The organism is Citricoccus muralis (genome assembly GCF_003386075.1).
Taxonomy (GTDB): domain Bacteria; phylum Actinomycetota; class Actinomycetes; order Actinomycetales; family Micrococcaceae; genus Citricoccus; species Citricoccus muralis.
Genome location: NZ_QREH01000001.1, coordinates 1,700,452 through 1,722,401, shown reverse-complemented (window position 1 = coordinate 1,722,401; position 21,950 = coordinate 1,700,452). Strand labels below are relative to the sequence as shown.

The 21,950-nt window shown below is 67.5% G+C and carries 20 protein-coding genes; 17 read left to right on the top strand and 3 right to left on the bottom strand.

The genetic code is table 11. The features are described 5' to 3' along the window. Nucleotides 1–19 precede the first annotated feature (19 nt). From C8E99_RS07560 to C8E99_RS07535, 6 genes are all read left to right on the top strand, one after another. Nucleotides 20–2,035, top strand: a complete 2,016-nt coding sequence (locus tag C8E99_RS07560) for a glycoside hydrolase family 3 N-terminal domain-containing protein (protein WP_245952158.1) — start codon at nt 20–22, stop codon at nt 2,033–2,035. A gap of 182 nt (nt 2,036–2,217) precedes the next feature. Next, complete coding sequence (locus tag C8E99_RS07555) at nt 2,218–3,249, top strand: siderophore ABC transporter substrate-binding protein (protein ID WP_115931770.1); 1,032 nt, start codon at nt 2,218–2,220, stop codon at nt 3,247–3,249. 282 nt (nt 3,250–3,531) lie between these two features. Further along, nucleotides 3,532–4,512 carry an ABC transporter permease gene (locus C8E99_RS07550; RefSeq protein WP_245952455.1) on the top strand — a complete coding sequence of 327 codons (981 nt, stop codon included), beginning with the start codon at nt 3,532–3,534 and terminating at the stop codon, nt 4,510–4,512. Then, entirely contained in the window at nt 4,505–5,677 is a 1,173-nt protein-coding gene (locus tag C8E99_RS07545) for an iron chelate uptake ABC transporter family permease subunit (protein ID WP_211308999.1), read from the top strand. Before C8E99_RS07550 ends, C8E99_RS07545 begins: the two co-directional genes overlap by 8 nt. Further along, nucleotides 5,674–6,429 carry an iron ABC transporter ATP-binding protein gene (locus tag C8E99_RS07540; protein ID WP_115931769.1) on the top strand — a complete coding sequence of 252 codons (756 nt, stop codon included), beginning with the start codon at nt 5,674–5,676 and terminating at the stop codon, nt 6,427–6,429. The genes C8E99_RS07545 and C8E99_RS07540 overlap by 4 nt, the downstream gene beginning before the upstream one ends. A gap of 194 nt (nt 6,430–6,623) precedes the next feature. After that, on the top strand, nt 6,624–7,562 hold the full coding sequence (locus tag C8E99_RS07535) for a hypothetical protein (protein WP_147301196.1): 939 nt from the start codon (nt 6,624–6,626) through the stop codon (nt 7,560–7,562). A 149-nt stretch (nt 7,563–7,711) separates the two neighbouring features. Here the strand turns inward: C8E99_RS07535 and C8E99_RS07530 are convergent, their stop codons facing one another. Continuing rightward, nucleotides 7,712–9,112 carry a THUMP-like domain-containing protein gene (locus C8E99_RS07530; RefSeq protein ID WP_115933310.1) on the bottom strand — a complete coding sequence of 467 codons (1,401 nt, stop codon included), beginning with the start codon at nt 9,110–9,112 and terminating at the stop codon, nt 7,712–7,714. 200 nt (nt 9,113–9,312) lie between these two features. On the opposite strand from C8E99_RS07530, the gene C8E99_RS07525 reads away from it, so the two are divergent. The 3 genes from C8E99_RS07525 (at nt 9,313) to groL (ending at nt 12,152) form a co-directional block, all read left to right on the top strand. After that, nucleotides 9,313–9,840, top strand: coding sequence for a hypothetical protein (locus C8E99_RS07525; protein ID WP_115931767.1), 528 nt, complete (start codon nt 9,313–9,315; stop codon nt 9,838–9,840). Between the two features lie 215 nt (nt 9,841–10,055). Next, nucleotides 10,056–10,352, top strand: coding sequence for a co-chaperone GroES (groES, locus tag C8E99_RS07520; protein WP_115931766.1), 297 nt, complete (start codon nt 10,056–10,058; stop codon nt 10,350–10,352). A gap of 204 nt (nt 10,353–10,556) precedes the next feature. Next, on the top strand, nt 10,557–12,152 hold the full coding sequence (groL, locus tag C8E99_RS07515; RefSeq protein ID WP_115931765.1) for a chaperonin GroEL: 1,596 nt from the start codon (nt 10,557–10,559) through the stop codon (nt 12,150–12,152). Between the two features lie 189 nt (nt 12,153–12,341). Here the strand turns inward: groL and C8E99_RS07510 are convergent, their stop codons facing one another. Further along, nucleotides 12,342–13,268, bottom strand: coding sequence for a M23 family metallopeptidase (locus C8E99_RS07510; RefSeq protein WP_115931764.1), 927 nt, complete (start codon nt 13,266–13,268; stop codon nt 12,342–12,344). 340 nt (nt 13,269–13,608) lie between these two features. Here C8E99_RS07510 and C8E99_RS07505 point away from each other — a divergent pair, with 340 nt between their 5' ends. From C8E99_RS07505 to C8E99_RS07480, 7 genes are all read left to right on the top strand, one after another. Further along, nucleotides 13,609–13,818, top strand: coding sequence for a hypothetical protein (locus C8E99_RS07505; RefSeq protein ID WP_115931763.1), 210 nt, complete (start codon nt 13,609–13,611; stop codon nt 13,816–13,818). A gap of 46 nt (nt 13,819–13,864) precedes the next feature. Beyond that, complete coding sequence (locus C8E99_RS07500; RefSeq protein WP_147301195.1) at nt 13,865–14,074, top strand: hypothetical protein; 210 nt, start codon at nt 13,865–13,867, stop codon at nt 14,072–14,074. A gap of 104 nt (nt 14,075–14,178) precedes the next feature. After that, nucleotides 14,179–16,050, top strand: coding sequence for an alpha/beta fold hydrolase (locus C8E99_RS07495; protein ID WP_147301194.1), 1,872 nt, complete (start codon nt 14,179–14,181; stop codon nt 16,048–16,050). Continuing rightward, a complete protein-coding gene (locus C8E99_RS07490) occupies nt 16,047–16,640 on the top strand; it encodes a hypothetical protein (RefSeq protein ID WP_115931760.1) in 594 nt (197 codons plus the stop codon). The genes C8E99_RS07495 and C8E99_RS07490 overlap by 4 nt, the downstream gene beginning before the upstream one ends. A 71-nt stretch (nt 16,641–16,711) precedes the next feature. Next, nucleotides 16,712–17,560 carry a class I SAM-dependent DNA methyltransferase gene (locus tag C8E99_RS07485; RefSeq protein WP_115931759.1) on the top strand — a complete coding sequence of 283 codons (849 nt, stop codon included), beginning with the start codon at nt 16,712–16,714 and terminating at the stop codon, nt 17,558–17,560. Continuing rightward, nucleotides 17,557–17,718, top strand: coding sequence for a hypothetical protein (locus tag C8E99_RS15870; protein WP_170144552.1), 162 nt, complete (start codon nt 17,557–17,559; stop codon nt 17,716–17,718). The genes C8E99_RS07485 and C8E99_RS15870 overlap by 4 nt, the downstream gene beginning before the upstream one ends. Beyond that, nucleotides 17,715–19,493 (top strand): ABC transporter ATP-binding protein, encoded by a 1,779-nt coding sequence (locus tag C8E99_RS07480; protein WP_115931758.1) that lies wholly within the window; start codon nt 17,715–17,717, stop codon nt 19,491–19,493. The genes C8E99_RS15870 and C8E99_RS07480 overlap by 4 nt, the downstream gene beginning before the upstream one ends. 59 nt (nt 19,494–19,552) lie before the next feature. Here C8E99_RS07480 and C8E99_RS07475 read toward each other — a convergent pair whose 3' ends face one another. Next, nucleotides 19,553–20,929, bottom strand: a complete 1,377-nt coding sequence (locus C8E99_RS07475; protein WP_115933309.1) for a dicarboxylate/amino acid:cation symporter — start codon at nt 20,927–20,929, stop codon at nt 19,553–19,555. Nucleotides 20,930–21,134: 205 nt separating this feature from the next. Here C8E99_RS07475 and C8E99_RS07470 point away from each other — a divergent pair, with 205 nt between their 5' ends. Beyond that, a complete protein-coding gene (locus C8E99_RS07470; RefSeq protein ID WP_170144551.1) occupies nt 21,135–21,929 on the top strand; it encodes a class E sortase in 795 nt (264 codons plus the stop codon). Nucleotides 21,930–21,950: the final 21 nt, after the last annotated feature.

The window sequence follows — 21,950 nt, the reverse complement described above, 5'->3', positions numbered from 1 at the left end:
GAATCCCTACGATGGTCAGGTGAAGACCTCATCCCGCCCGCGCCAGTCCGCCGTTGCCCCCACGGCTGTCCTGACCGCTGTCCTGGCCGCCGCCCTGACGCTCACGTCCTGCACCACACCCCCCGGGCCGGACGGCAGCGGAGAGGGCACGACGCCGGCCCCCGGCTCCGGGGCGAACGGCACCGGGGGTGCCGGGGGAGCGAGCGAACCCGAACCGAGCGACCTGGAGCTGGCCTTGAACGGCCCGTCTGCGGACCTGGAGGAGGCTGCGGCTGACGCCGTCGCCGGAATGGACACCGCTGAGAAGGCCGGGCAAGTCCTGGTCGGCCAGCTCGGGGCGGCGGGGACCGATCCGGCCTCGATCGAGGAGCTGAACCTGGGCGGGATCATCGTGATGGGAGACGCCGTCCCGGCGGCCGCGGATGGCACCCACGATGTGGAGTCCCTGCAGACGCAACTGGCCGAGACCCAGGAGGCGTTGAGTGCGAACCGGGACTGGACCGGGATCATCAGCGTGGACCAGGAGGGCGGCCTCGTGGCCCGGATCAAGGAGCCACTGGTGGAGTGGCCCACGCCGATGAGCTACGGCGCCGCGGCCGCCGGGATGGCGGGTGCTGAGGGTGCCGGCGGTGGCGAGGGCGAGGGCGAGAGCGGTGCCGTCGGCGAGGGCGAGGACGCCGCAGCCCAGCTCGCCACCGACGGACATGCCCTGATGGGCGCCCAGCTGGCGGAGCTGGGTTTCACCCTGGACTTCGCGCCCAGCGTGGACGTGACGATCGGCGCGGACGATCCGGCCATCAGCGCCCGGTCGTTCTCCTCCGACCCGGAGACCGTGTCCACCCTCGGTGCCGCGGCCACCGCGGGGCTGCTGCACGCCGGAGTGCTGCCCGCGCCGAAGCACTTCCCGGGCCATGGCTCCGTCACGGACGACTCCCACGTGACCGCCCCGGTGCAGGACGCCTCCGTGGCAGATCTGGACGCCCGCGACTGGCTGCCATTCCGCGACCTGCTGGCCAGCGGGGAACAATACATTCCGATGGTGATGATGGGGCACGTCATCGTGCCCGAGCTGGAGCCGGATGTCCCGTCCTCGGTGTCCGCTCCCGCCTATGAGGCGCTGCGCGGACTCGCGGTACCCGCTTCTGCCTCGGACGGCGCGGCGGACGGTGCAGCGGATGGCGCGGCGGACGATGCCTCGGACGACGAGGCGGATGGGGCGGAGGTTGGCGCGGCTGACGGCACTCGGTCGGACGCTGAGCCGTATGACGGCGTGGTGGTGACCGACGCGCTGAACATGGGCGCCCTCGTGGAGCGCTACGGCGCGAACGAGGCCCCGGTCCGGGCGCTGGAGGCCGGCGCCGACCTGCTGCTGATGCCCTCCGACCTGCCGGGGGCCCGGGACGCCCTGGTGGAGGCGGTGGACGCGGGCGAGGTCCCGGCCGTGCGCCTGGACGAGGCCGCCGAACGGGTGGTGACCATGCTGATGTGGCGGGATCACCTGGCCCAGGAACTCGAGGAGGCGACGGACGAGGAGAAGGAGCAAGCCGGCGTCGGGAACATGTACGGGACAGAAAGCGGGACAGAAGGCGGGACAGAAGACGGCACTGAAAACGGGACAGGGACCGAGCCGGAGCAGGTCTCCCGGGACCTGTCCGCGGCGGCCATCACCGTGGTGGACGGCGTCTGCGGCGCACCGCTGGTGGAGGACTCCCTGCAGATCACCGGCGGCAACGAGATCGACCGTGCCCGGCTGGCCGAGGCCGCTGAGACCGCCGGACTCACGGTGGGCGCCGGCCCCGTGGTGACCCTCGTCGGCACCGCTCGCGGGTCCGCGCAGGGGGACGTGGTGGTCGCCCTGGACGCACCGTTCGGCCTGGCCCAGTCCTCGGTGCCCGACGGCGGCGCGAAGGTCGCGTTGTACGGCCGCACCCCCGGTGCCTTCGAGGCCTTGGTGGCCGTCTTGACCGGCGAGGCCGAGGCTCCCGGGGCGCTGCCCGTCGAGGTGGGGGGCTGGCCTTCCGGGACCGGATGCTGAGCTAGACCGGACCGACTGATGAGAGAGATCTGCATCACTTCTCGACATGTAGCCGCAATAAGCGACGAAGTGCGTGACCTAATCACCTAAGGTTAGGCTTACCAATGCAGGAGGCCGGAGACGAGGATGTCCCCGCCACGCCTGCGCTCGCAGCCCTGCACTTCCCAAGGAGTTCCACTCGCATGCAGATCACGAATCGACGCCTCGGCCTGGCCGCCCTGGTGACCACTGCCGCCCTCGCCCTCACCGCCTGCGGTGGCGGTTCTGAAGCCGGGACCACCGACAGCTCGGCCTCCGCCTCCTCGAGCGCCTCGAGTTCGGCCGGCACCAGCGCTGAAGCGCAGTCCTTCCCGCTGGAGATCGAGGACATGGCCGGCAACCAGGTGACCATCGAGTCCGCCGATTCGATCATCGCCACGGACAACCGCATCTTCCGCACCCTCGAGGACTGGGGCGTGGAACTGTCCGCCGCCCCGCTGGGCCTGATGAACGAGGGCACCGTGGACTACCCGTCCGATGACTCGATCATCGACCTGGGCAGCCACCGCGAGCCCAACCTGGAGGGCTTCGTCGAGGCCGAGCCGGACCTGGTCCTCAACGGCCAGCGCTTCTCCGGCCAGACCGAGGCGATCAAGCCGTTGATCGGTGACGCCGCCTTCCTCGATACCAACGTGGTGGAGGGTGAGCCGCTGGAGGGCGAGCTGCGCCGCCAGACCACCCTGCTGGGTGACATCTTCGCCCAGCAGGCCGAGGCCGAGGCCCTGGTCGCCGACTTCGACGCGGCCATCGAAGAGGCCAAGGGCGCCTACGATGCCGAGCAGACCGTCGTCGGGCTCATCGCCACCGGCGGCGACCTCTCCTACGCCGCCCCGTCCACCGGCCGCGCCATCGGCCCGGTGTTCGACATGCTCGAGCTGACCCCGGCGCTGGAGCGCGAAGGCTCCACCAACCACCAGGGGGATGACATCTCCGTGGAGGCCATCGCCGAAGCCAACCCGGACTGGCTCCTGGTCATGGACCGGGACGCCGCCACCTCCTCCGACGAGGGCACCCAGCCGGCCGCCGAGCTCATCGAGGGCTCGGAGGCCCTGCAGGACGTCACTGCGGTCAAGGAAGGCAACATCGTCTACCTGCCGGAGGACTTCTACGTGCACGAGGACATCCAGAACTACACCACCTTCCTCAACGACCTCGCCGAGGCCTTCGGCGCCTGACCCTTCCGGGCGTGGCACGGAAACGGCCACGTCAGCGAGGGAGTCAACACCATTCGGCCCGGATGTGACGGGCGGGCTCAACCGCCCGCCCAGCGCATCCGGGCTGAGCCGTGAAACGCCGAGGGGCCATCCGACCGCCGCGGCAGGACGAGGGAACGCCACCTCCGGCCGACCCCGACAGGGACACCAGTGACAGCACCTTACGAACACCGGAACCCGGAGGCCCAGACGGCCCCGTTGGGCGCCGACTACCAGACCGTCCACCCGGGAGGCCACGACGGCCTGCCCCCGGAGGCCAGCGGACCCGGTCGCCACCCGTGGCGCACCGCGGGGCCGCTACTCATCGGGGTGGTCCTGACCCTGGGCCTGATCGTGGCCTCGCTGTTCGTCGGCGTCTACGACATCGCCACTGCCGAGGGCGGCTGGGAGATGTTCTTCATCACCCGCGTCCCGCGGACCATCGCCCTGGTGCTCGCCGGCGCGGCCATGGCCATGGCCGGGCTCGTCATGCAGCTGATGACCCAGAACCGCTTCGTGGAACCGACCACCACGGGCACCACCGAGTGGGCCGGCCTCGGGCTGCTCGTCACCATGCTGGTGGTCCCCAGCGCCACGATCTTCGACCGCATGCTCGGCTCGATCCTCTTCGCCTTCATCGGCACCATGGTCTTCTTCCTCTTCCTGCAGCGGGTGACGCTGAAGTCCTCGCTGATCGTGCCCATCATCGGCATCATGCTCGGCGCCGTGGTCGGGGCCGTCTCCACCTACCTCGCCCTGCAGACGGACATGCTCCAGCAGCTGGGCATCTGGTTCGCCGGCTCCTTCACCGGGGTGGTGCGTGGCCGGTATGAGCTGCTCTTCATCGTGCTGGCCGTCGGCATCCTCATCTTCCTCCTGGCCGACCGGTTCACCGTGGCCGGCCTCGGCAAGGACATCGCCACCAACGTCGGCCTGAACTACAACATGGTGCTGCTGACCGGCGTCTCCATGATCGCGATCGTCACCGGCGTGGTCACCGTGGTGATCGGCGCCCTGCCCTTCCTCGGGCTGATCGTGCCCAACGTGGTCTCCATGTTCCGCGGTGACAACCTGCGCACCAACCTGCCCTGGGTCTGCCTCGTGGGCATCTGGGTGGTCACGGTGTGCGACATCATCGGCCGCGTGGTCATCATGCCTTTCGAGGTCCCCGTCTCCCTGATCCTCGGGGTGGTGGGCGCCGTCGTCTTCATCGGTCTGCTCGTCAGGAGGCGCCAGCATGTCTGAGACCACCTCTTCCGACGGTCGGATCCTGACCGCACCGGATACCGGCTCGTCCACCGCACCGGCCACTGGGCCGAGGGCTGACCCGGCCGACGCGCAGGGTGCCGTGCCGTCTGAGGCGACGGCCGGCGTCGGGCCCCAGAAACCAGCGCAGCGAAGCCGGCCCCTGCGCCAGTCCGGGCCGTTCGGGGAGCCCAAGCACCGCCGACGCTATCTCTGGCTCGTGGGCGGGCTGCTGGTGCTCGCGGCGCTGGCGACCTACGGGAACCTCGCGTGGGACAACCCCATGCCGCTCGGATCCGAAGGATTCTGGATCATCGCGAAGCTGCGCGTGGAGTCGATCGTGGTGATGCTGGTGGTCGCCGTGTGCCAGGCCGTGGCGACGGTGAGCTTCCAGACCGCCACGAACAACCGCATCATCACCCCCTCGATCATGGGCTTCGAGTCCCTGTACACGCTGGTGCAGACTGCTGCCGTGTTCCTCTTCGGGGTGGCCGGCGTGACCATGGTGGTCGGGCTGCCGCAGTTCTTCCTGCAGGCCGGGCTCATGGTGGTCTTCGCCGTACTGCTGTACTCGTGGCTGCTGTCCGGGCGCTTCGGCAACATGCACATCATGCTGCTCGTGGGTGTGGTGCTCGGCGGTGGGCTGGGCGCGCTGTCCACGTTCATGCAGCGTGTGCTGGACCCCAATGAGTTCGACGTACTGACGGCTCGGCTGTTCGGCAACATCTCCAACGCCCAGACCGAGTACCTGCCGTACGCCATCCCGATCGTGGTGGTGTGTGCCTCCGTGCTGTTCATTCGGGCGCGGCGGCTGAACGTGATGTCGCTGGGCCAGGACGCCACCAACAATCTGGGGCTGAACCACAAGCGCGAGACCATGATCGTGCTGACCCTGGTGGCCATCCTCATGGCCATGACCACCTCCCTCGTGGGGCCGATGACGTTCCTCGGCTTCCTCGTGGCGACGCTCGCCTACCAGTTCACGGACACCTACGATCACCGGCTCATCCTGCCTGTGGCCGTGCTGATCGGCTACACGATCCTGTCCGTGGCCTACTTTGTCCTCCGGAACATCTTCTACGCGGAAGGTGCCGTGACCATCATCATCGAGCTGGTCGGCGGCCTCGTGTTCCTCATTGTCATCATGCGAAAGGGTCGACTGTGATCACACTCGACGGCGTTCAGAAGAGCTACGGGGACGAGACCCAGATCGGGCCCGTCACCGTGGATTTGCCCCAGGGCGGCATCACCGCACTGGTCGGCCCCAACGGTGCCGGAAAGTCCACCATCCTCACCATGATCGGGCGCCTGCTCAAGGTGGATGCCGGGCAGATCCAGGTGGCCGGGCAGGACATCGTCAACGCCCCGTCCAAGGCCGTGGCCAAGATCCTGTCCATCCTGCGCCAGGAGAACCACTTCGTGACCCGGCTGACCGTGCGGCAGCTGGTGGGCTTCGGGCGGTTCCCCTATTCCAAGGGCCGGCTGACGGCGGAGGACGAGAAGTACATCTCTGAGGCCATTGACTTCCTGAACCTCGGGGCGTTGGAGAACCGGTACCTCGATCAGCTCTCTGGCGGCCAGCGGCAGCGCGCCTACGTGGCCATGGTGCTGGCGCAGAACACCGACTACGTGCTGTTGGACGAGCCACTGAACAATCTGGACATGCAGCACTCCGTCCAGATGATGAAGCAGCTGCGCCGAGCTGCTGACGAACTCGGGCGCACCGTGGTGATCGTGCTGCATGACATCAACTTCGCCTCCCGCTACGCCGACTGGATCCTCGCCATGAACGACGGCAAGGTCACCGAGTTCGGCACGCCCGAGCAGATCGTCACCGACGAGGTGCTGACGCGGGTCTTCTCCACCCCCGTGAAGGTGATCCAGGGCCCCGAGAGCCGCCTGGCCGTGTATTACTAAGCGCCCCCTGATGTTGAGTCTGGAGGGATTCACCTGAATGTGGCCGTTTTCCGTGAATCCCTCCAGACTCAACGCGGGGTGGGGGCGGGCCCGGTGTCGCCGGATCACTCCACAGGTCCCTGATCGGACTGTTCTGTCCACACACGGCGGTGGGATAGCGGCCTGAGCACCGCGGCCTGTTCGACCCTTGGGGCATGGACGAACCACAGAACCCACTCCACGCGGCGTTGACCGGACCGTATTTCTCGTCCTGGATCCTCCAGGAGCAGTCTCTACCCTGGCGTGCCCTCCACACTCCTGGGCTTCTCGCCGTCAGCCAGTCGATCTGGCGCCACGTCGGCTCCCCGGCCGATTCGCCGCATTACCTGAAACTGCTCCAGGGTATCCACCCGGAGGGGGCGTTCTCCCACGAGACGGCGGCCGCACTCTGGGGGATGTGGATGCCCTGGGGCAACACGGGATTCTCGCCGGTCCATCTGTCGAAGCGGCGTACGGACGGCGGGCCTCCCTGGCGTCAGGGGATCAAGGGGCACCAGCTACCACCCCATGCGAAGATCCTCGACCGTGTGGGGGTGCGGGTGACCTCGCCGGCGTGGACGTGGGTCGACCTTGCCGGCACCAGGATGTCCTTCGAGGATCTCGTGGCAGCCGGGGACAGCCTGTTGCAGCGGGGCAACGGCCCCGCCGGTCAACGGGAGCCCGGTCTTCATCCGCTGAGCAGCGTGGAGGAAATCAAGGCGACCATCGCGGTCCGGCCCAAGGTCAAGGGGATCGTGCGGTGCCGTGAGGCAGTAGAGCTCCTGCGCGCCCATCATGATTCACGGCCGGAGAGCCTCGTCAGGACGCGGCTGCTGGAGGCGGGCCTGCCTGAACCGGCCATCAACCCCGTCCTGCGGATGTCCACGGGGAAGACGATCCGGCCGGACCTCGCTTGGATCGATCTCAAGGTCTGCATCCAGTACGAGGGCGACCACCACCGCGCGGACAAGGACCAATGGCACCGGGACATCGGAAGGGACCGGACCATGCATCAGGATGGGTGGGTCGTGCTGAGGCTGACCAGCCGCGACCTGGAGTCCCACCAGTGGCGGACCTTCCTCGGCGAGGCCCGTCGGGCGCTCGGCATCGTCTGAGATTCGGTCCGCGGGGGCGGGGGCCCGGCCTGACGACCCGTGATCGTCCGCTTGAGTCTGGAAGGAATCACCTCCAGGGCGCGATTTCGGTGAATCCGTCCAGACTCAACGGTTGGGGGCAGCGGTGGTTAGGGGATCGATGGTGGGGTTCAACGGGGCAGGGGCTCGACCTCGACGGCCACCCGCTCCTCACCGATACGCGTCAGCACCAAGGTGGCGTGGCGGCCCGCGCCCTTGCCAGCCCCGCCCGTGGCCTTACCACCCTTACCGCCCTTACCGCCCTTGCCCTGGCCGGTCATGAGCAGGCGGCGGAGCTCCTCGGGCGTGACATCCACGCCGCGTTTCTTGATGTCCAGCCGCCCCACCCCGGTCTCCTTGACCCAGCGCCGCAGGCCCTTGACCTTGTACGGCATGACCTCCAGGACCCGGTAACCCGTAGCGAAGGGAGTGTCCACGGCATCATCCGCGCAGAAGTACGCGATGTGCTCGTCCAGCAACCGCCCACCCACGGCAGTGAACTCGCGCTCGATCAGGTCTGCGACGAGGCCGGCCCGGATCACGGCGGGATCGGGCTCGTAGAGGTAGTCCGTCAGTCCCTCGAGCCCGGCTACAGGTACTGCGGGGGAGTCGCCGAAGTTCTCGGCGGAGGACAGTTCAGCCGGCGACCTGCCTCCCTCAGCGCCCGACGCCGGCCCCGCGCCCCCCGCTGCCGACTCACCACCACCACCGGTCGCCGCAGAGCCGCCACCCAAGACGAGCGCCGACCGGCGGACTCCCGGGCGGGCCAGCGCGTTGAACCACAGCACCGCCTCGGTCAGGGACCCGTCCACGGACACCCACTGTGCCTCGCAACCAGCCGGCACGGAAGCGTGCGGCAACGCCGGCCCGAGCTTCACGCCCACGGGTGCCCCGGTATCGGCCAGCCGTTCCACGAAGGACAGGGGAGGTGAGAAGGCCTCGGGGTCGAAGACCCGGGAGGAGCCGGACGAGGACACCACGCGCCGGGCCGGGTCGAGCCAGAACCCCTCGAGTCGTGCGCTGGGCCGTGCGCTGGTGCCGCTGGTGTCGGGGTTCGCCCCACCGGACCCGTCCAACGCCCCCAGCCACTCCTCGGCGTCGGCGCAGACCACGGACGCATTCGGGAACGGCATGAGGTTGATCGTCGCGGCGGCGGCCACGGTTTCGTCCCGCTCCACGGCGGTGACCTCCAGGTCCAGTGCAGCCAGGGCCATGGAATCGGCGCCGATCCCGCAGCCCAGGTCGGCCACGGATGCCACCCCGGCGGCCGCGAAACGCCCGGCATGCAACGCGGCCACGTTCATCCGCGTGGCCTGCTCCAGGCCGGCCCGCGTGAAGACCATGTGCCCGGCGAACGGCCCGAACTTGGCAGCGGCCTTCGAACGGAACTTCAGCTGGGTCAGCACGGCGGACACCAGCTCCGGTGCATGCCCCTCGCCCCGCAGGCGAGTGGACAGGGCCAAAGCCTCGGACTCCCGGTATCCCTCCAGCGAGTTCAGCAACGCCCACCCCTCCGGCGTCAGCACGGGCATGAGCACCGTGTCGTCCTGCGTGGAGTCCGTAGCGGAGGTGCGAGCCGGACCGCCCGGAGCAGCGTGGGCGGAGTGGGCGGAGTGAGAGTCATGCGAGGAGGAAGCCACGGATCCACGGTACCGGCAGGCCCCGCCCGGCGATCCCACCCGGCGTTCCACATGTCCACCCGCCGCCGCAGGCCCACCGGTAGGCTGGAACCATGCCTGACCGTCCCGTTCTGCGCCCGCCGTTGCCCGAATCCACGCGCCGCCACCGGGACCATCTGGATCCGGATCAGGGCGGGGGCGGCGAGTCCGGCTTTGACTTCTTCGGCCGTTTCGAGGACGAACAGCTTGATCCCAGCGCCAATGGAGAGCACGACGCCGGAACTGCGGACTCATCGCCCGGCACCGCGGGTGCCCCTCGGCGGGACGTCGGCCGCAACTCGCGTGCCTCGCAGCAGGCCGCCTCGGCCCCGCTCTGGTGCAAGGTTCTGCTTTACACCTCGATGGGCGTCGGGGTGGTGGCGGCACTCCTGCTCATCATCACGGTGATCGCCCAGGTCTTCGTGGCCGGCACCTTCACGCTCGGCGGCGGGGACATGCTCTCCGATTCCGAGGCGGCGGATGCCATCCGCCGGGACGTGGTCTGGGTTCCCCTCGCCGGGCCGCTGATCGCGCTCGGTGCCGCGTTCGCGGGACTCTGCGTGGCCGCCGTCGGGATCTTCCGGGCCCGCCGGAACGCCTGAACCACGCATGACACGTTCTGGCACTCACCTTGACCGAGTGCTAAACCCGGCCTAGAGTCATTTCTGGCACTCCGGGGCACCGGGTGCTAAGCCTGAAGGACCTGCCATCCGGCACCCGCGACGACGGTTGGCCAGCCTCCGGCGCACAACACCATCCATAGACGCTGGCTGCCCGCACGCTCGGGTGGCCCACCCAAAAGAAGGAGAGTACAGACGTGTCTGTCTCTATCAAGCCCCTTGAGGATCGTATTGTTGTCCGTCCGCTGGAAGCCGAGCAGACCACCGCTTCTGGCCTGGTGATCCCGGACACCGCCAAGGAGAAGCCGCAGGAGGGCCAGGTCGTGGCCGTCGGCGCCGGCCGCATCGATGACAAGGGCAACCGCATCCCGGTCGACGTGGCCGAGGGCGACGTGGTCCTGTACTCCAAGTACGGCGGCACCGAGGTCAAGGTCGGCGGCGAGGAGTACCTCGTGCTCTCCGCCCGCGACGTGCTGGCCATCGTCACCAAGTGACTCTGCGCCGGACCCGAGCGTCCGGCTGACGCGCCCAGGCCCGGCCAGGCACCTGAGCCGGCCGGGCCTGCGGGCGTCCCGCGCCGCCGTCGTCAGTGGCGGTTCTGAATCGAACCAGCGCACGACGCCGGCCGCGCACCTTGAGCTTTTCCCCGCAGTTTTCATTGGAATTCGCAGATTTCCTTTACGAAAGGAGCTTCGTTCATGGCGAAGCAGCTTGCCTTCAACGATGAGGCGCGACGCGCCCTCCAGGCCGGTATCGACAAGTTGGCCGACACGGTCAAGGTCACCCTGGGCCCCAAGGGCCGCAACGTGGTCCTCGACAAGTCCTGGGGCGCCCCGACCATCACCAACGATGGCGTGACGATTGCCCGTGACATCGAGCTGGACGACCCGTACGAGAACATGGGCGCCCAGCTGGCCAAGGAAGTGGCCACCAAGACCAACGACGTGGCCGGCGACGGCACCACCACCGCCACCGTGCTGGCCCAGGCCCTCGTGAACGAGGGCATGCGCCAGGTGGCTGCTGGTGCCGCCCCGAACGAGATCAAGCGCGGCATCGAGACCGCCGTGCAGGCCATCGACAAGCGTCTGGGCGAGAACGCCGTGGATGTCTCCGGCAACCAGGTGGCCGCCGTGGCCGCCATCTCCGCCCAGTCGGACGAGATCGGCGAGCTGCTGGCCCGCGCCTTCGACACCGTGGGCACGGACGGCGTCATCACCATCGAGGAGTCCTCGACCACCTCCACCGAGCTGGTCATCACCGAGGGCATGCAGTTCGACAAGGGCTACCTGTCCCCGTACATGGTGACCGACGCGGAGCGCCAGGAAGCCGTCCTGGAGAACCCCTACATCCTGCTGAACTCCGGCAAGATCTCCAACGTGCAGGAGTTCCTGCCGCTGCTGGAGAAGGTCCTGCAGGCCAACAAGCCGCTGTTCATCATCGCCGAGGACGTCGAGGGCGAGGCCCTGTCCACGCTGGTGGTCAACAAGATCCGCGGCACCCTGAACGTCGTGGCCGTCAAGGCTCCGGGCTTCGGTGACCGCCGCAAGGCCATGATGCAGGACATCGCCACCCTCACCGGTGCGCAGGTCGTCTCCCCGGACCTCGGCATGAAGCTGGACCAGGTCGGCCTCGAGGTGCTCGGTTCTGCCCGCCGCGTGACCGTCACCAAGGACAACACCACCATCGTCGAGGGCGCAGGCTCCGCCGATGAGGTGGCCGGCCGCGTCTCGCAGATCCGCTCCGAGATCGAGAACACCGATTCGGACTGGGACCGCGAGAAGCTGCAGGAGCGCCTGGCCAAGCTGGCCGGCGGTGTGGGCGTCATCAAGGTCGGCGCCGCCACCGAGGTCGAGCTGAAGGAAGCCAAGCACCGCATCGAGGACGCCGTGTCCTCCACGCGTGCGGCTCTCGAAGAGGGCATCGTGGCCGGCGGCGGTACCGCGCTGATCAACGCCCTGACCGCCCTGGACGAGGACGAGGCCATCAAGGCCCTGTCCGGTGACGCCGTCTCCGGCGTCGGCATCGTCCGCAAGGCCCTGGTCGAGCCGCTGCGCTGGATCGCCCAGAACGCCGGCGAAGACGGCTACGTCGTCACCTCGCGAGTCGCTGAGCTGGAGCCGAACTTCGGCTTCAACGCCAAGACCGGCGAGTACGGCGACCTGCTGGCCCAGGGCGTCATCGACCCGGTCAAGGTCACCCGCTCCGCTCTGCTCAACGCCGCGTCCATCGCCGCGCTGGTGCTGACCACCGAGACCCTGGTGGCGGACAAGGTGGCTGACGAGGACGCGAAGTAACCTCGAGTCCCACTGAGGTCCAACGCAGAGGGGCCCCGGCATGCAGCGTGCATGCCGGGGCCCCTCTGCGTTGTCAGCGCTGGTGTTGTGCAACGTCTGCTGTGCCCGGTGCCTGCGTGGTGGATCGTCTGAGCGGTCCAACATCCGTCGCCGGACCAGGGCGATCGCCGGTACGGGCGTCAGGAGGCGTCAGTGAACGCGCTGATCCTGCGGGGCGATGGCTTGGAAGATCTGACCATTGGCCGGGAAATCCGGCACTGCGCTGGGCTTGGCGTAACCGGTGGCCCAGCGCTGGCTCAGCCGCTCGGTGTCGATATCCACTCCCGACCAGCGCATGGGAAGGCCCGCTGCGGACTCGGGACGAGGCCGGTCCATGAGCTGGACGTGGAGGTGTGGTTCGGAGGTGTTGCCGGTGTTGCCGACCTGCCCGAGCTGTTGACCGGTGTCCACACGGTCGCCGGGGCGCACGGTCGCTGAATCCCGGCGGAGGTGCACATAGGCGGCATAGCGGCCGTCGTCATGCCGGATGATGACCCGGTTTCCCAAGATGCTCCGGACCCCTCCGAGGACGCGGAGGAATCCCTCGAGGGTCATCATCCAGATCAGGGTGGGCCACGAATCGCGCGCCCGGTGGTCCCGCAGGTGATCAGTCACGTGGACCACCGTCCCGGAGGCCATGGCGAAGACCGGCGCCCCGTAGCTCGGGTATTCCTCCGGTGTGCTCCCACGGAGGGACCAACCCAGGGAGGGGGCTTGGCCCGTGGCCTCTTCCATGGCCCCTTCTGCGGTGTCCTGGGTGTCCTGGATGAGGTCCACGGCGTACATCTGGCCGTGGGCACGCACCCGGTGGCTGGGGACCCGGGACCCGGGGCTGTTGAAGGAGATCCACCGGCCGCGCACTGGTACGTGCACCGTGACGGGGTCCCGTCGTTGTGCCGGTGGGCGCACGCAGAACAGCAGCAGGGGAATCAGCATGCAGGCGGCGGCCCACGGGCGGGGAACCGGGGCGGCGGACATCACCACCACCATGAGGATGAAGAGCCGTACCCACCATGTCTGCCACCGGGCGATGGCCCGTCGGAGTGAGGGGATTCCACGTTCGGCGTTCGGCGGCATCACATCAGGTTCGGGGCGGGGTACTGGGTGACCATGGCCTCTACCCTAGCGACGGTGGACCCTGGAGGATGCTGTACTTTCGTCCTACTCCACCCCTGTACTTTTGTTCATTCTTGAGTAGTTCTCTCCCGACGTGGTTGATCCGGCCGCCGGATCATTGTTACCGTTCGATTGTTCACGCCATGACAGATGATTCCGTTGGTTGATTCACCTTGAGGCGTAGCGGTTTTTTGAGGAGGGGGCTCTTCTAAATATCGGTTTCTCTCCCATTTTGTCGCGCCCGAAAAGTAGATCTTCGGATCAGGTGGCACCCAGAGAAGAGAACAGGATATCAGTGACAATGACTGCTGTAGCCGAGTTTATGAATGCCCAGGAGATCAATTTCGAGGGCGGTTCCATGTCGACCGCAGGTGCACCGGTGCTGGGTACCCCTGCTGCCGCGGCTCCCGTGGCGGTGGCCACGTGCTGGAAGGTGGCCGGCGGTGTGGCTGGCTTCGGGGCCGTCGTCGGTGCCGCTGCCGCACTGTTCACCGTGGCCAACGGCGACTGAATCCACCACTTTCACACTGAACTGATCTGCGAGAGGGTCCCGATTCATGAAGACCGTAACCGAAGTGATGAATGAGAAGGCCTCCTACGACTTGGCTTACGGGGCGGTGGCTCCGAGTTCCGCAGCGCGGATCAATCCGGTCCTCGCCACGCCTGGCCTGGTGGCCTTCGGTGCGGCGTTCGCCAAGGGTGCGGCCGCCGGTGGCGCCGTTGTCGCGGCGGGAATTGCCGCCTACACCGTGACCGGGGACAGCTAGTCGGTCCACGCACCATGCCTTGGTAAGTCTCGGTGCGCGCCGGAGCCCTCCGGTGCGCACCGAGCTCTTCTCTGACGAATCTGTACACGTAGAAAGCAGAATAGGTGAAGTTTTCCGACGCGCTGAGATCGGTCTTCCGTCCCGTCAGCCTGGGGAGGGAGCAGGCAATGGTGGTCTCCGAGAGGATCGTTTCGGTGGCCACCACGATCTCCTCGCTGGAGTATCTGGTCCAACACCGGCACATGGACCCCGGTGGCCTCAACGATTGGGACAGCATCAAGAAGGCCCGTGAGATCGATAACCGAGTCCTGCGCTCCGTGGTTTCGAGACTCAGCGGGAAGCAGGTGTCCTTGGGCCTCCATGCTGGGCGGCTTGCGGCCAGCGCTGGACTCCTGGTCCTGCCCGCCTCCTGGTCCACCGTTCGTGGAGTGCTCGGTCTCTACAACTCGGCGTCGTATGCCCTCCTGACACCCCGGCATCGATTCGGCACGGATGGTTCCGACCAGGTGGGCACCCTCGTCCAGACCTTCAATGGCCTGGCGCGGCTCTCCAGGTCCCCGCGGTCGAAGGACACGTTCCTCTGGGGCCTCGCGCTCCAGACCGGCATGGCCTACGGCTTGTCCGGATGGGTCAAGATGGCGGGCCCGCTGTGGCGAGACGGAAGCGCGCTCTCCGGGATCATGCGCACCAAGACGTACGGCTCCCAACCCTTCTTCCGCTGGACCCAGAGGTCTCCCAAGCTCGCCCGGACTGTAACCCAGGCCGCGCTGGCCTTCGAAGCACTGTTCCCCCTGGTGTTCCTGACGCGTGGACGGTTGACGAAGTCGTTCCTGCTCACCGGCGTGGGCTTCCATGCCGTCAACGCTGTCCTGATGGGATTGGGCCGCTTCCTGCTGGCGTTCCCTGCGATGTACCCGGCACTGGCCTATGTCACGATGCCCAAGGACCACCCGGCGGGGCGGGATAGGGATGACTCCGTGCTGCCGCTCTTGGGCCTGGGCGCCGTCGGGGTCTGCGTCCACGCCTGGCTGGTGAAGGCCAACCGGCGGAAGATCGTGATGGAGGGTTGGCCGCACACGCTCTCGATGACCACCCGGCGGACCAACGAGTATCGGTATGAATGGGGCGGGCCCCGAGGGGATGCTTCCGAGCCGGTGTACCTGTTCACCCCGGCCATGGCTGCCACAGCAGAGCATTTCGCTTGGATCACCGAGAGCCTGGCGTACAACCACGGCAAGCGGGTGGTGATGGCCAGCCGCCCCGGCTATGCGGCCAGCCTGCGCCATGCGACGGAAGAGTTCACCTTGGACGAGGCACTCGACGACCTGGAGGATCTGGTGGCCGAGACGGTGGCCCCGGATCAGAAGGTGGTGCTGCTCGGGCACTCGTTGGGCGGAGAACTCGTCCGACGCCTGGCCTTGCGGCTGGGCCCCTCCAAGGTTCAGGCCGTCGTCTACCTGGACCCGACCCACCCCGCTGAACTCAACCGTTCGGAGCAGCAACGTGAGGGCGCCGAGAAGATGACGGACTCGCTGGGGCAGATGGTCCGCTATCTGAAGTGGGGTACCGGCTTCCTGATGAAGCGGCCGCAATGGGTCGACTCCTTCCCCCACAACTATCAGGAGCGTCATATGGCGCACTACTCGGATTCCCGGCTCTGGGAGGCGGCGTTGCGTGAATGGAACGCGGTGTATGAGGAAATGCTGGCCTTCACGGGCCCCCTCGAGGTTCCCGACGTCCCGGCACTTCTCATAGCCGCCGATGACACGCTGAACAGCTTTCCCGAGCAGGGGGCGCTGTATGAGGAACTGGTGCCGGGCAGCGAGATCGAGACTCGTCAGGATCGTCAGTACCGGATCCTCCCGCACGCCAACCATGACTCGATGCTCAGCGACAGCAAGGTTGCCGAGAAGGTCGTCGGCCATCTTGTGGCCTTCATGCGGGCACAGAAGATGACAGAGGTGGTGGCGTCATGAAGGTGATGCACGGTCTGATGGAGCCCGTCCGCAGGAGTATCCGGGACGAGGGGCTGCTGCCCCGCCTGGCGGTGGCCGGTGCGACGCTTCTGACGTTGACGGCCCAGCATCCGCATGCCAATTTCAACCGCCCACGGGGCCGTTGGGACGTCTTCTCATCGATACCGAACTGGAAGTTCTTCGCCCCCTATCCGGCCACCAAGGACTACCACTACACCTACCGGGTGCGGACGGCTCAGGGGGACACGCTCCTGTGGCAGGAAGTCGATCTCGTCGTCCCCCGTCAACTACGCCATGCGATCTGGTTCGCAAGCCGCCGGACGGGAAAGGCTGTCTTCGACATCTGCAGCAGCCTCATGACCAGGGTCGCCGAACCCAGCAGCGGGCACGTCAGCGCCTATCCCGAGTACCAGCTGATGACGGAGTTCATCCGCCGCCAGATTCGCGAGGACCACCCGTCCGTCGAGGTGAGCGACTTCCAGTTCGCCATCGTGGAGTCATCGGGCTATGACGAATCGGAGGATCCGCGCCCCGTCTTCATCTCGATGACCGAGCCGTTCGATGCAGCGGAGTCCCAGTACAGCTATTGAGCCGGGACGATCCGCGGGGAGGTGGGGAGATCCTGTGCCCCGCGGGCGTATCCGCCGACGAGGAGGAACATATGACCGATGCATCCATGACCGCCACGCATCCGGGGGCCGAGGTGCTGAATCGTGATGGCGTCGAGGACACGGGCTACGGCCGTGAGTTCGCCCCGTTCTATGACCGGATCTTCCGGCATGACGAGTCCGCGGAAATCACTGCGGAAGGTCTGGCCAGGATCCATCCGGACATCGCCCAGGGAACCTTGGAGCTCGGAGTCGGAACGGGGCGCATTGCCTTACCGCTGGCACGGCGCATCGGTCCCGTCGATGCCGTGGACTCCTCGGTGGAGATGCTGTCCGTTCTGGAGGAGAACCGGAACGGTGAACCCGTCCAGGCCATGCACGGGAACTTCGTCCACGAGCTGCCGGGCCGCCGCTACGGCATGATCTTCGCGGTCTGCCAGACGATGTCGATGGTCCGCAGCCGTGCCGAGCAGCGGCGTGCGATGCACCGCGTGGCCCACGCGCTGGCCCCCGGGGGGATCTTCGTCGTCGAGACCGGCAACCCCGTCCAGGTCCACGCCCTCATGGGAGGGGAGAACCCCTCCGTGGCCACTGTTCCCCTCGAGGCGCAGGGCGGGTGGCTGACCACATACTCACAGGTCACGCCGGATGAGTCCGGACATGAGACCTGGCGGTGTCGTCAGGTCTGGATCGAGCGGGACGGCAGTCTCCACACCGGGGTTGAGCAGTCGCTCTTGACTCCGTTGGACGTCATGGACGGGTTGGCGCTGGAGGCCGGGTTGATTCCTGAGCTGCTCTTCTCCACGTGGCTGGGGGACCCCTATGGAGGCCAATCGGCCCTGTACATCAGAAGCTATCGCCGTCCGACGGAGACGGCGCCGTTGGAAGGGGAAGCACAGTGAAATGGAATGACCTCGTGGTCGGTGGACTGATGGGGATCGTCTCGGCAGTGGTCCTGGCGCAGTTCATGGACATCATCCCAGCGGTCGTGATCGCCATCATCGCCGGAGTGTCCGTCGCGTTCGCATCACGTACCGCGACTAGTAAGTCCGAAGGGTGAGGCTCCGCTTCCTCGCGGCCCAGCAGGGGGGCCTGCTCAGTGCCGGCATCCTGCTGTCGCTGGTGGGCACCATTGCCATGCTGGTCCAGCCATTATTGGTGGCCGCCCTGATCAGCGCACTGGTCGGCGGTGAATCTGCCGCCGCCGAGATCACCACCTTGGTGGTGCTGTTCACTGCGGACGTGATCTGCGGTGCCGTGGGAGGTTACCTCGTGGCCCGCGCCGGCGAGAACATCGTCCTTGATCTCAGGGTCCTGGTGATGCGGCGCATCCTGCGGGCCAAGATTCCCGCCCTGGCGTCCAGGGACCGCGGCGACCTCTTCACCCGGGTCTCCGCTGACACATCGCTGGCCCGTGTGGCACTGTCTTCATCGGTCTCCCAATTGGCCACGTCCGTGCTGTCCGTGGTCGGTTGCCTGGCCCTGATGTTTGTCCTGGACCTCTGGCTGGCTCTCCTGAGCGTGGCGACGGTGGCCGTGACGTCCATCGCCTGCGTGGGACTGGTGAAGGCCATTCGGCGGTCCGCGGTGGAGAACCGCCAGCACAATTCGGACTTCGGCTCGGTTGTGCTCTCCCAATTGTCCAATGTGGAGACCATCAAGGCACTCCAGGCTGAAGGCGACGAGCTGGACCGCTCGACGGCACAGGCCACCCGAGCTCGCGGCTCGGGATTGAAGGTTGCCCGGATCGCCGCCCTGCTGACTCCGGCCATGAACGTCGGAACCCAGCTGGCCCTGGCATTGGTCATCATCGTGGGGGCCGCCCGCGCGGGCCAGGGACTGATGTCCATGGACGCCCTAGTGGCGTTCATCCTCTACGTGCTGTACCTCGTCTCGCCGCTCGTGGTGGCCCTGATGTCCGTCTCACAGTTCCAGCAGGGACGGGCGGCGTTGGACCGGGTGGGTGAGCTGAACCAGATCGAGGCTGAGGGCTTCCGTGACGAGAGTCCCCGGGGGGAGCATCTTGTACGGTCACCGGTCGCCCTGGCGGCAGCGGAACCAGCGGACTCCGTCACCGTCGCGCCGGCCGGTGAACTGGTGCGGTTCGACGGCGTCGGACTGACCTACGCAGGGCGTGAGGAGCCCGCTCTGCGTGGCCTCGACCTCATGTTGCCGGTCCGGGGCCTGTCGGCCATCGTCGGGCCCTCCGGTGCCGGCAAGTCCACGGTCTTCAAGTTGCTGGAGCGTTTTTATGACGCCGATGAGGGGACCGTGTACTGGAAGGGTGAGGACATCCGCTCCCTTGCGTTGGAGGACCTGCGGGCCAGGATCGGCTTCGTCAGCCAGGACGGCAGTCTGACGCGTGGTTCCGTGTGGGAGAACCTCACGCTGGGCGCCCCCGGAACCTCCCGTGCGGCAGCCTGGGACGTGCTGGGCGCCGTGGGGCTCGATGACACCGTCCGTAGCCTTCCTCAAGGATTGGACCATGTCCTGGGGGAGGAGGGATCAGGACTCTCCGGTGGTCAACGTCAGCGGCTGGCCTTGGCCCGCGCCCTGTTACGCCAACCGGAGGTGCTGTTGCTGGATGAGGCCACGGCCCACCTGGACTCAGATTCCGAGGCGCGTATCTCCACCGTCATCGCCTCGCTCGCCCGGAGCATGCAGGTGGTCATGATCGCTCACCGGTTGTCCACCGTGGTGGGAGCGGCCCAGATTCTGGTCCTGGAGGACGGTCGAGTTACCGGAACGGGTCGTCACGGCGACCTGATGCAGGACCACGAGACGTATCGACGGCTGGTCTCCCAGCAGTTCGAGCAACCCGTGGCCGGCCGTTGATGCATCGCCTCGCGGACCGAACAGCCCGAGGGATGAGGCGGGCTGTCCGGTCCGGGTGATCAGGCGCGGGACGACTCGCTCTCGCGTTCGGCACCGGTGCCGGCGCCGCCGTCGTCATTGGTCTCGAGCGGGGCCTCATCATCGGCGAGCAGGTTGCTGCCGGAGCGGGAGGCGTTGTACTTGTCCTCATCCAGAATGCCCTCCTGCTTGGACACCAGTGTGGGCACCAGGGCCTGGCCCACCACGTTGACGCCGGTGCGGCCCATGTCCACGATCGGGTCCACGGCGAGCAGGAGCCCGACGCCGGCCAGCGGCAGTCCCAGCGTGGAGAGGGTGAGGGTGAGCATCACGACGCCGCCGGTGGTGCCCGCGGTGGCCGCGGAGCCCAGGACGGAGACGAGGATGATCAGCAGGTAGTCGCTCCAGGCCAGGTCGATGCCGAAGAACTGGGCCACGAACATCGCGGCGATGGCCGGGTAGATCGCGGCGCAGCCGTCCATCTTGGTGGTGGCGCCGAGGGGGACGGCGAAGGAGGCGTAGCCGCGGGGGACGCCGAAGTTCCGCTCGGCGACGCGCTGGGTCACCGGCAGGGTGCCGATGGAGGACCGGGAGACGAAGCCCATCTGGAAGGCCGGCCACATGCCCGTGAAGTACTGGCGGATGGACAGGCCGTGGAACTTGGCGAGCAGCGGGTAGACGACGAGCAGCACGATCGCCAGGCCCACGTAGATGGCGGCCACGAACTTGGCCAGCGTGCCCATGGTGTCCCAGCCGTAGGAGGCCACGGCATTGCCGATCAGACCGACGGTGCCGATCGGGGCGATGCGGATGATCCACCACAGCACCTTCTGGATGACCTCCAGCATCGAGGCGGAGAAGTCCAGGAACGGCTTGGCCTTCTCGCCGAGCTTCAGGGCGGCCACGCCCACGGCGATCGAGATGACCAGCACCTGCAGCACGTTGAAGCTGACGGAGGTGGACATCGAGCCGTCCTCACCGGCGGTGGTGCTGGCCGAGAGTCCCAGGAAGTTGGACGGGATCAGCCCCTGCAGGAAGGCCCACCAGCTGCCGGTCTTGCCCTCATAGTCCGGCGGAGCGGTCTGTCCGGTGCCGACGCCCGGCTGCATGACGGCCCCGAGGATGATGCCGATGACCACGGCGATCAGCGAGGTGATGGCAAACCAGAGCAACGTCTTGGCGGCCAGCCGGGCAGCGTTGGTCACCTTGGCCAGGTTGGCGATGGAGGCGACCACGGCGAAGAACACCAGCGGCACGACGGCGGCGCGCAGCAGGGAGATGTAGCTGGAGCCGAGCACCTCCAGGGTGGTGCCGAGGCCGTTCGGGGTGTCCGCCGTGTGCCCGGTGGAACGGGCGGTGAGGCCGAGGATCAGGCCAAGGACCAGGGCAGCGAGGATCTGCACGCCGAAGTTGGTCATCCAGCCGGGCAGGCGCCGGACAGGGGTGGGAGTGGGTGCGGTGGTGGAGGAAGTCACCGATGAAGAGTAGCGCTCGTTTACCACAATGTTGCATCGGTGTTTCGTCAGATGACGTCACTGTGACCCGTGACTCGGCGGTGCGGGTCTGATGCGGTTTCGGGTTCGCCCGGATGGCGCCGCCGCGCGTCGAGGGTACCCTCGAGGCATGACCAGCACCCTTGACCGGCCGCCCTCGGGCGAGGGTCCGCGGGGCCGGAACGGGCACGGAAACGGACGCCGCCCACGACGCCGGCCCGGCACCGAGCGCGAGGCGGGCACCGAGCGTGACGGTCGGTCCGCGCGTCGGGAATCCCGGCGAGCGAAACGGCGCACGAAGGCGCGGCGCGGGGTCCTCTCTATGTTGGGCAAGCTGTTCATCACGGACGTCATCGCCGAGTCGGACCGAACCGAGGTCGCCACGCAGTGGCGCGCCGAGCAGACCCCGGTGGATGACGGGATCGGCGCGGAGTACCGGGACGACTTCCCGGTGGTCGAGGGCGAGGGCACCCTGGGCCTGCTGCACGTGCCCAGCTGGGGGGAGGACTTCGAGGTCCCGATCGGTTCCGGCGACGGCGCGGACGTCCTGGACTCCGGCCAGGTGGGCCACTATGACGCCACCCAGCCGATCGGCGCCATGGGCAACGCCGGACTCGCCGGGCACCGGACCACCCATGGCAAGCCCCTGCGCGAGGTCCACCACCTGGAGGAAGGCCACGAGATCGTGGTCGAGTCCGCGGACCACTGGCTCGTCTACACGGTGGTGGCCCAGGACATCGTCAAGCCGCACCAGTCCGAGGTGCTGGATCCCATCCCGCCGTTCGAGGGGGCCACTCAGGGCCGCTACCTCACCCTGACCACGTGCGATCCCATCTTCGGCATCACCGACCGCTACATCGTCTGGGCCGAGGCTGACTACTGGACTCCGAAGAGCGAAGGCCTGCCGCCGGCCCTGGCGTCCTGAACGGCAGCGGCCCGGGTTCAG

Excerpts from the sequence above, each read along its gene's own strand:
- C8E99_RS07555 (WP_115931770.1), top strand. The coding sequence starts at position 2,218 with ATGCAGATCACGAATCGACGCCTCGGCCTGGCCGCCCTGGTGACCACT.
- C8E99_RS07545 (WP_211308999.1), top strand. The coding sequence starts at position 4,505 with ATGTCTGAGACCACCTCTTCCGACGGTCGGATCCTGACCGCACCGGAT.
- C8E99_RS07535 (WP_147301196.1), top strand. The coding sequence starts at position 6,624 with ATGGACGAACCACAGAACCCACTCCACGCGGCGTTGACCGGACCGTAT.
- C8E99_RS07530 (WP_115933310.1), bottom strand. The coding sequence starts at position 9,112 with ATGCCCGTGCTGACGCCGGAGGGGTGGGCGTTGCTGAACTCGCTGGAG.
- C8E99_RS07525 (WP_115931767.1), top strand. The coding sequence starts at position 9,313 with ATGCCTGACCGTCCCGTTCTGCGCCCGCCGTTGCCCGAATCCACGCGC.
- groL (WP_115931765.1), top strand. The coding sequence starts at position 10,557 with ATGGCGAAGCAGCTTGCCTTCAACGATGAGGCGCGACGCGCCCTCCAG.
- C8E99_RS07510 (WP_115931764.1), bottom strand. The coding sequence starts at position 13,268 with ATGCCGCCGAACGCCGAACGTGGAATCCCCTCACTCCGACGGGCCATC.
- C8E99_RS07505 (WP_115931763.1), top strand. The coding sequence starts at position 13,609 with ATGACTGCTGTAGCCGAGTTTATGAATGCCCAGGAGATCAATTTCGAG.
- C8E99_RS07500 (WP_147301195.1), top strand. The coding sequence starts at position 13,865 with ATGAAGACCGTAACCGAAGTGATGAATGAGAAGGCCTCCTACGACTTG.
- C8E99_RS07490 (WP_115931760.1), top strand. The coding sequence starts at position 16,047 with ATGAAGGTGATGCACGGTCTGATGGAGCCCGTCCGCAGGAGTATCCGG.
- C8E99_RS07485 (WP_115931759.1), top strand. The coding sequence starts at position 16,712 with ATGACCGATGCATCCATGACCGCCACGCATCCGGGGGCCGAGGTGCTG.
- C8E99_RS07475 (WP_115933309.1), bottom strand. The coding sequence starts at position 20,929 with ATGACCAACTTCGGCGTGCAGATCCTCGCTGCCCTGGTCCTTGGCCTG.
- C8E99_RS07470 (WP_170144551.1), top strand. The coding sequence starts at position 21,135 with ATGACCAGCACCCTTGACCGGCCGCCCTCGGGCGAGGGTCCGCGGGGC.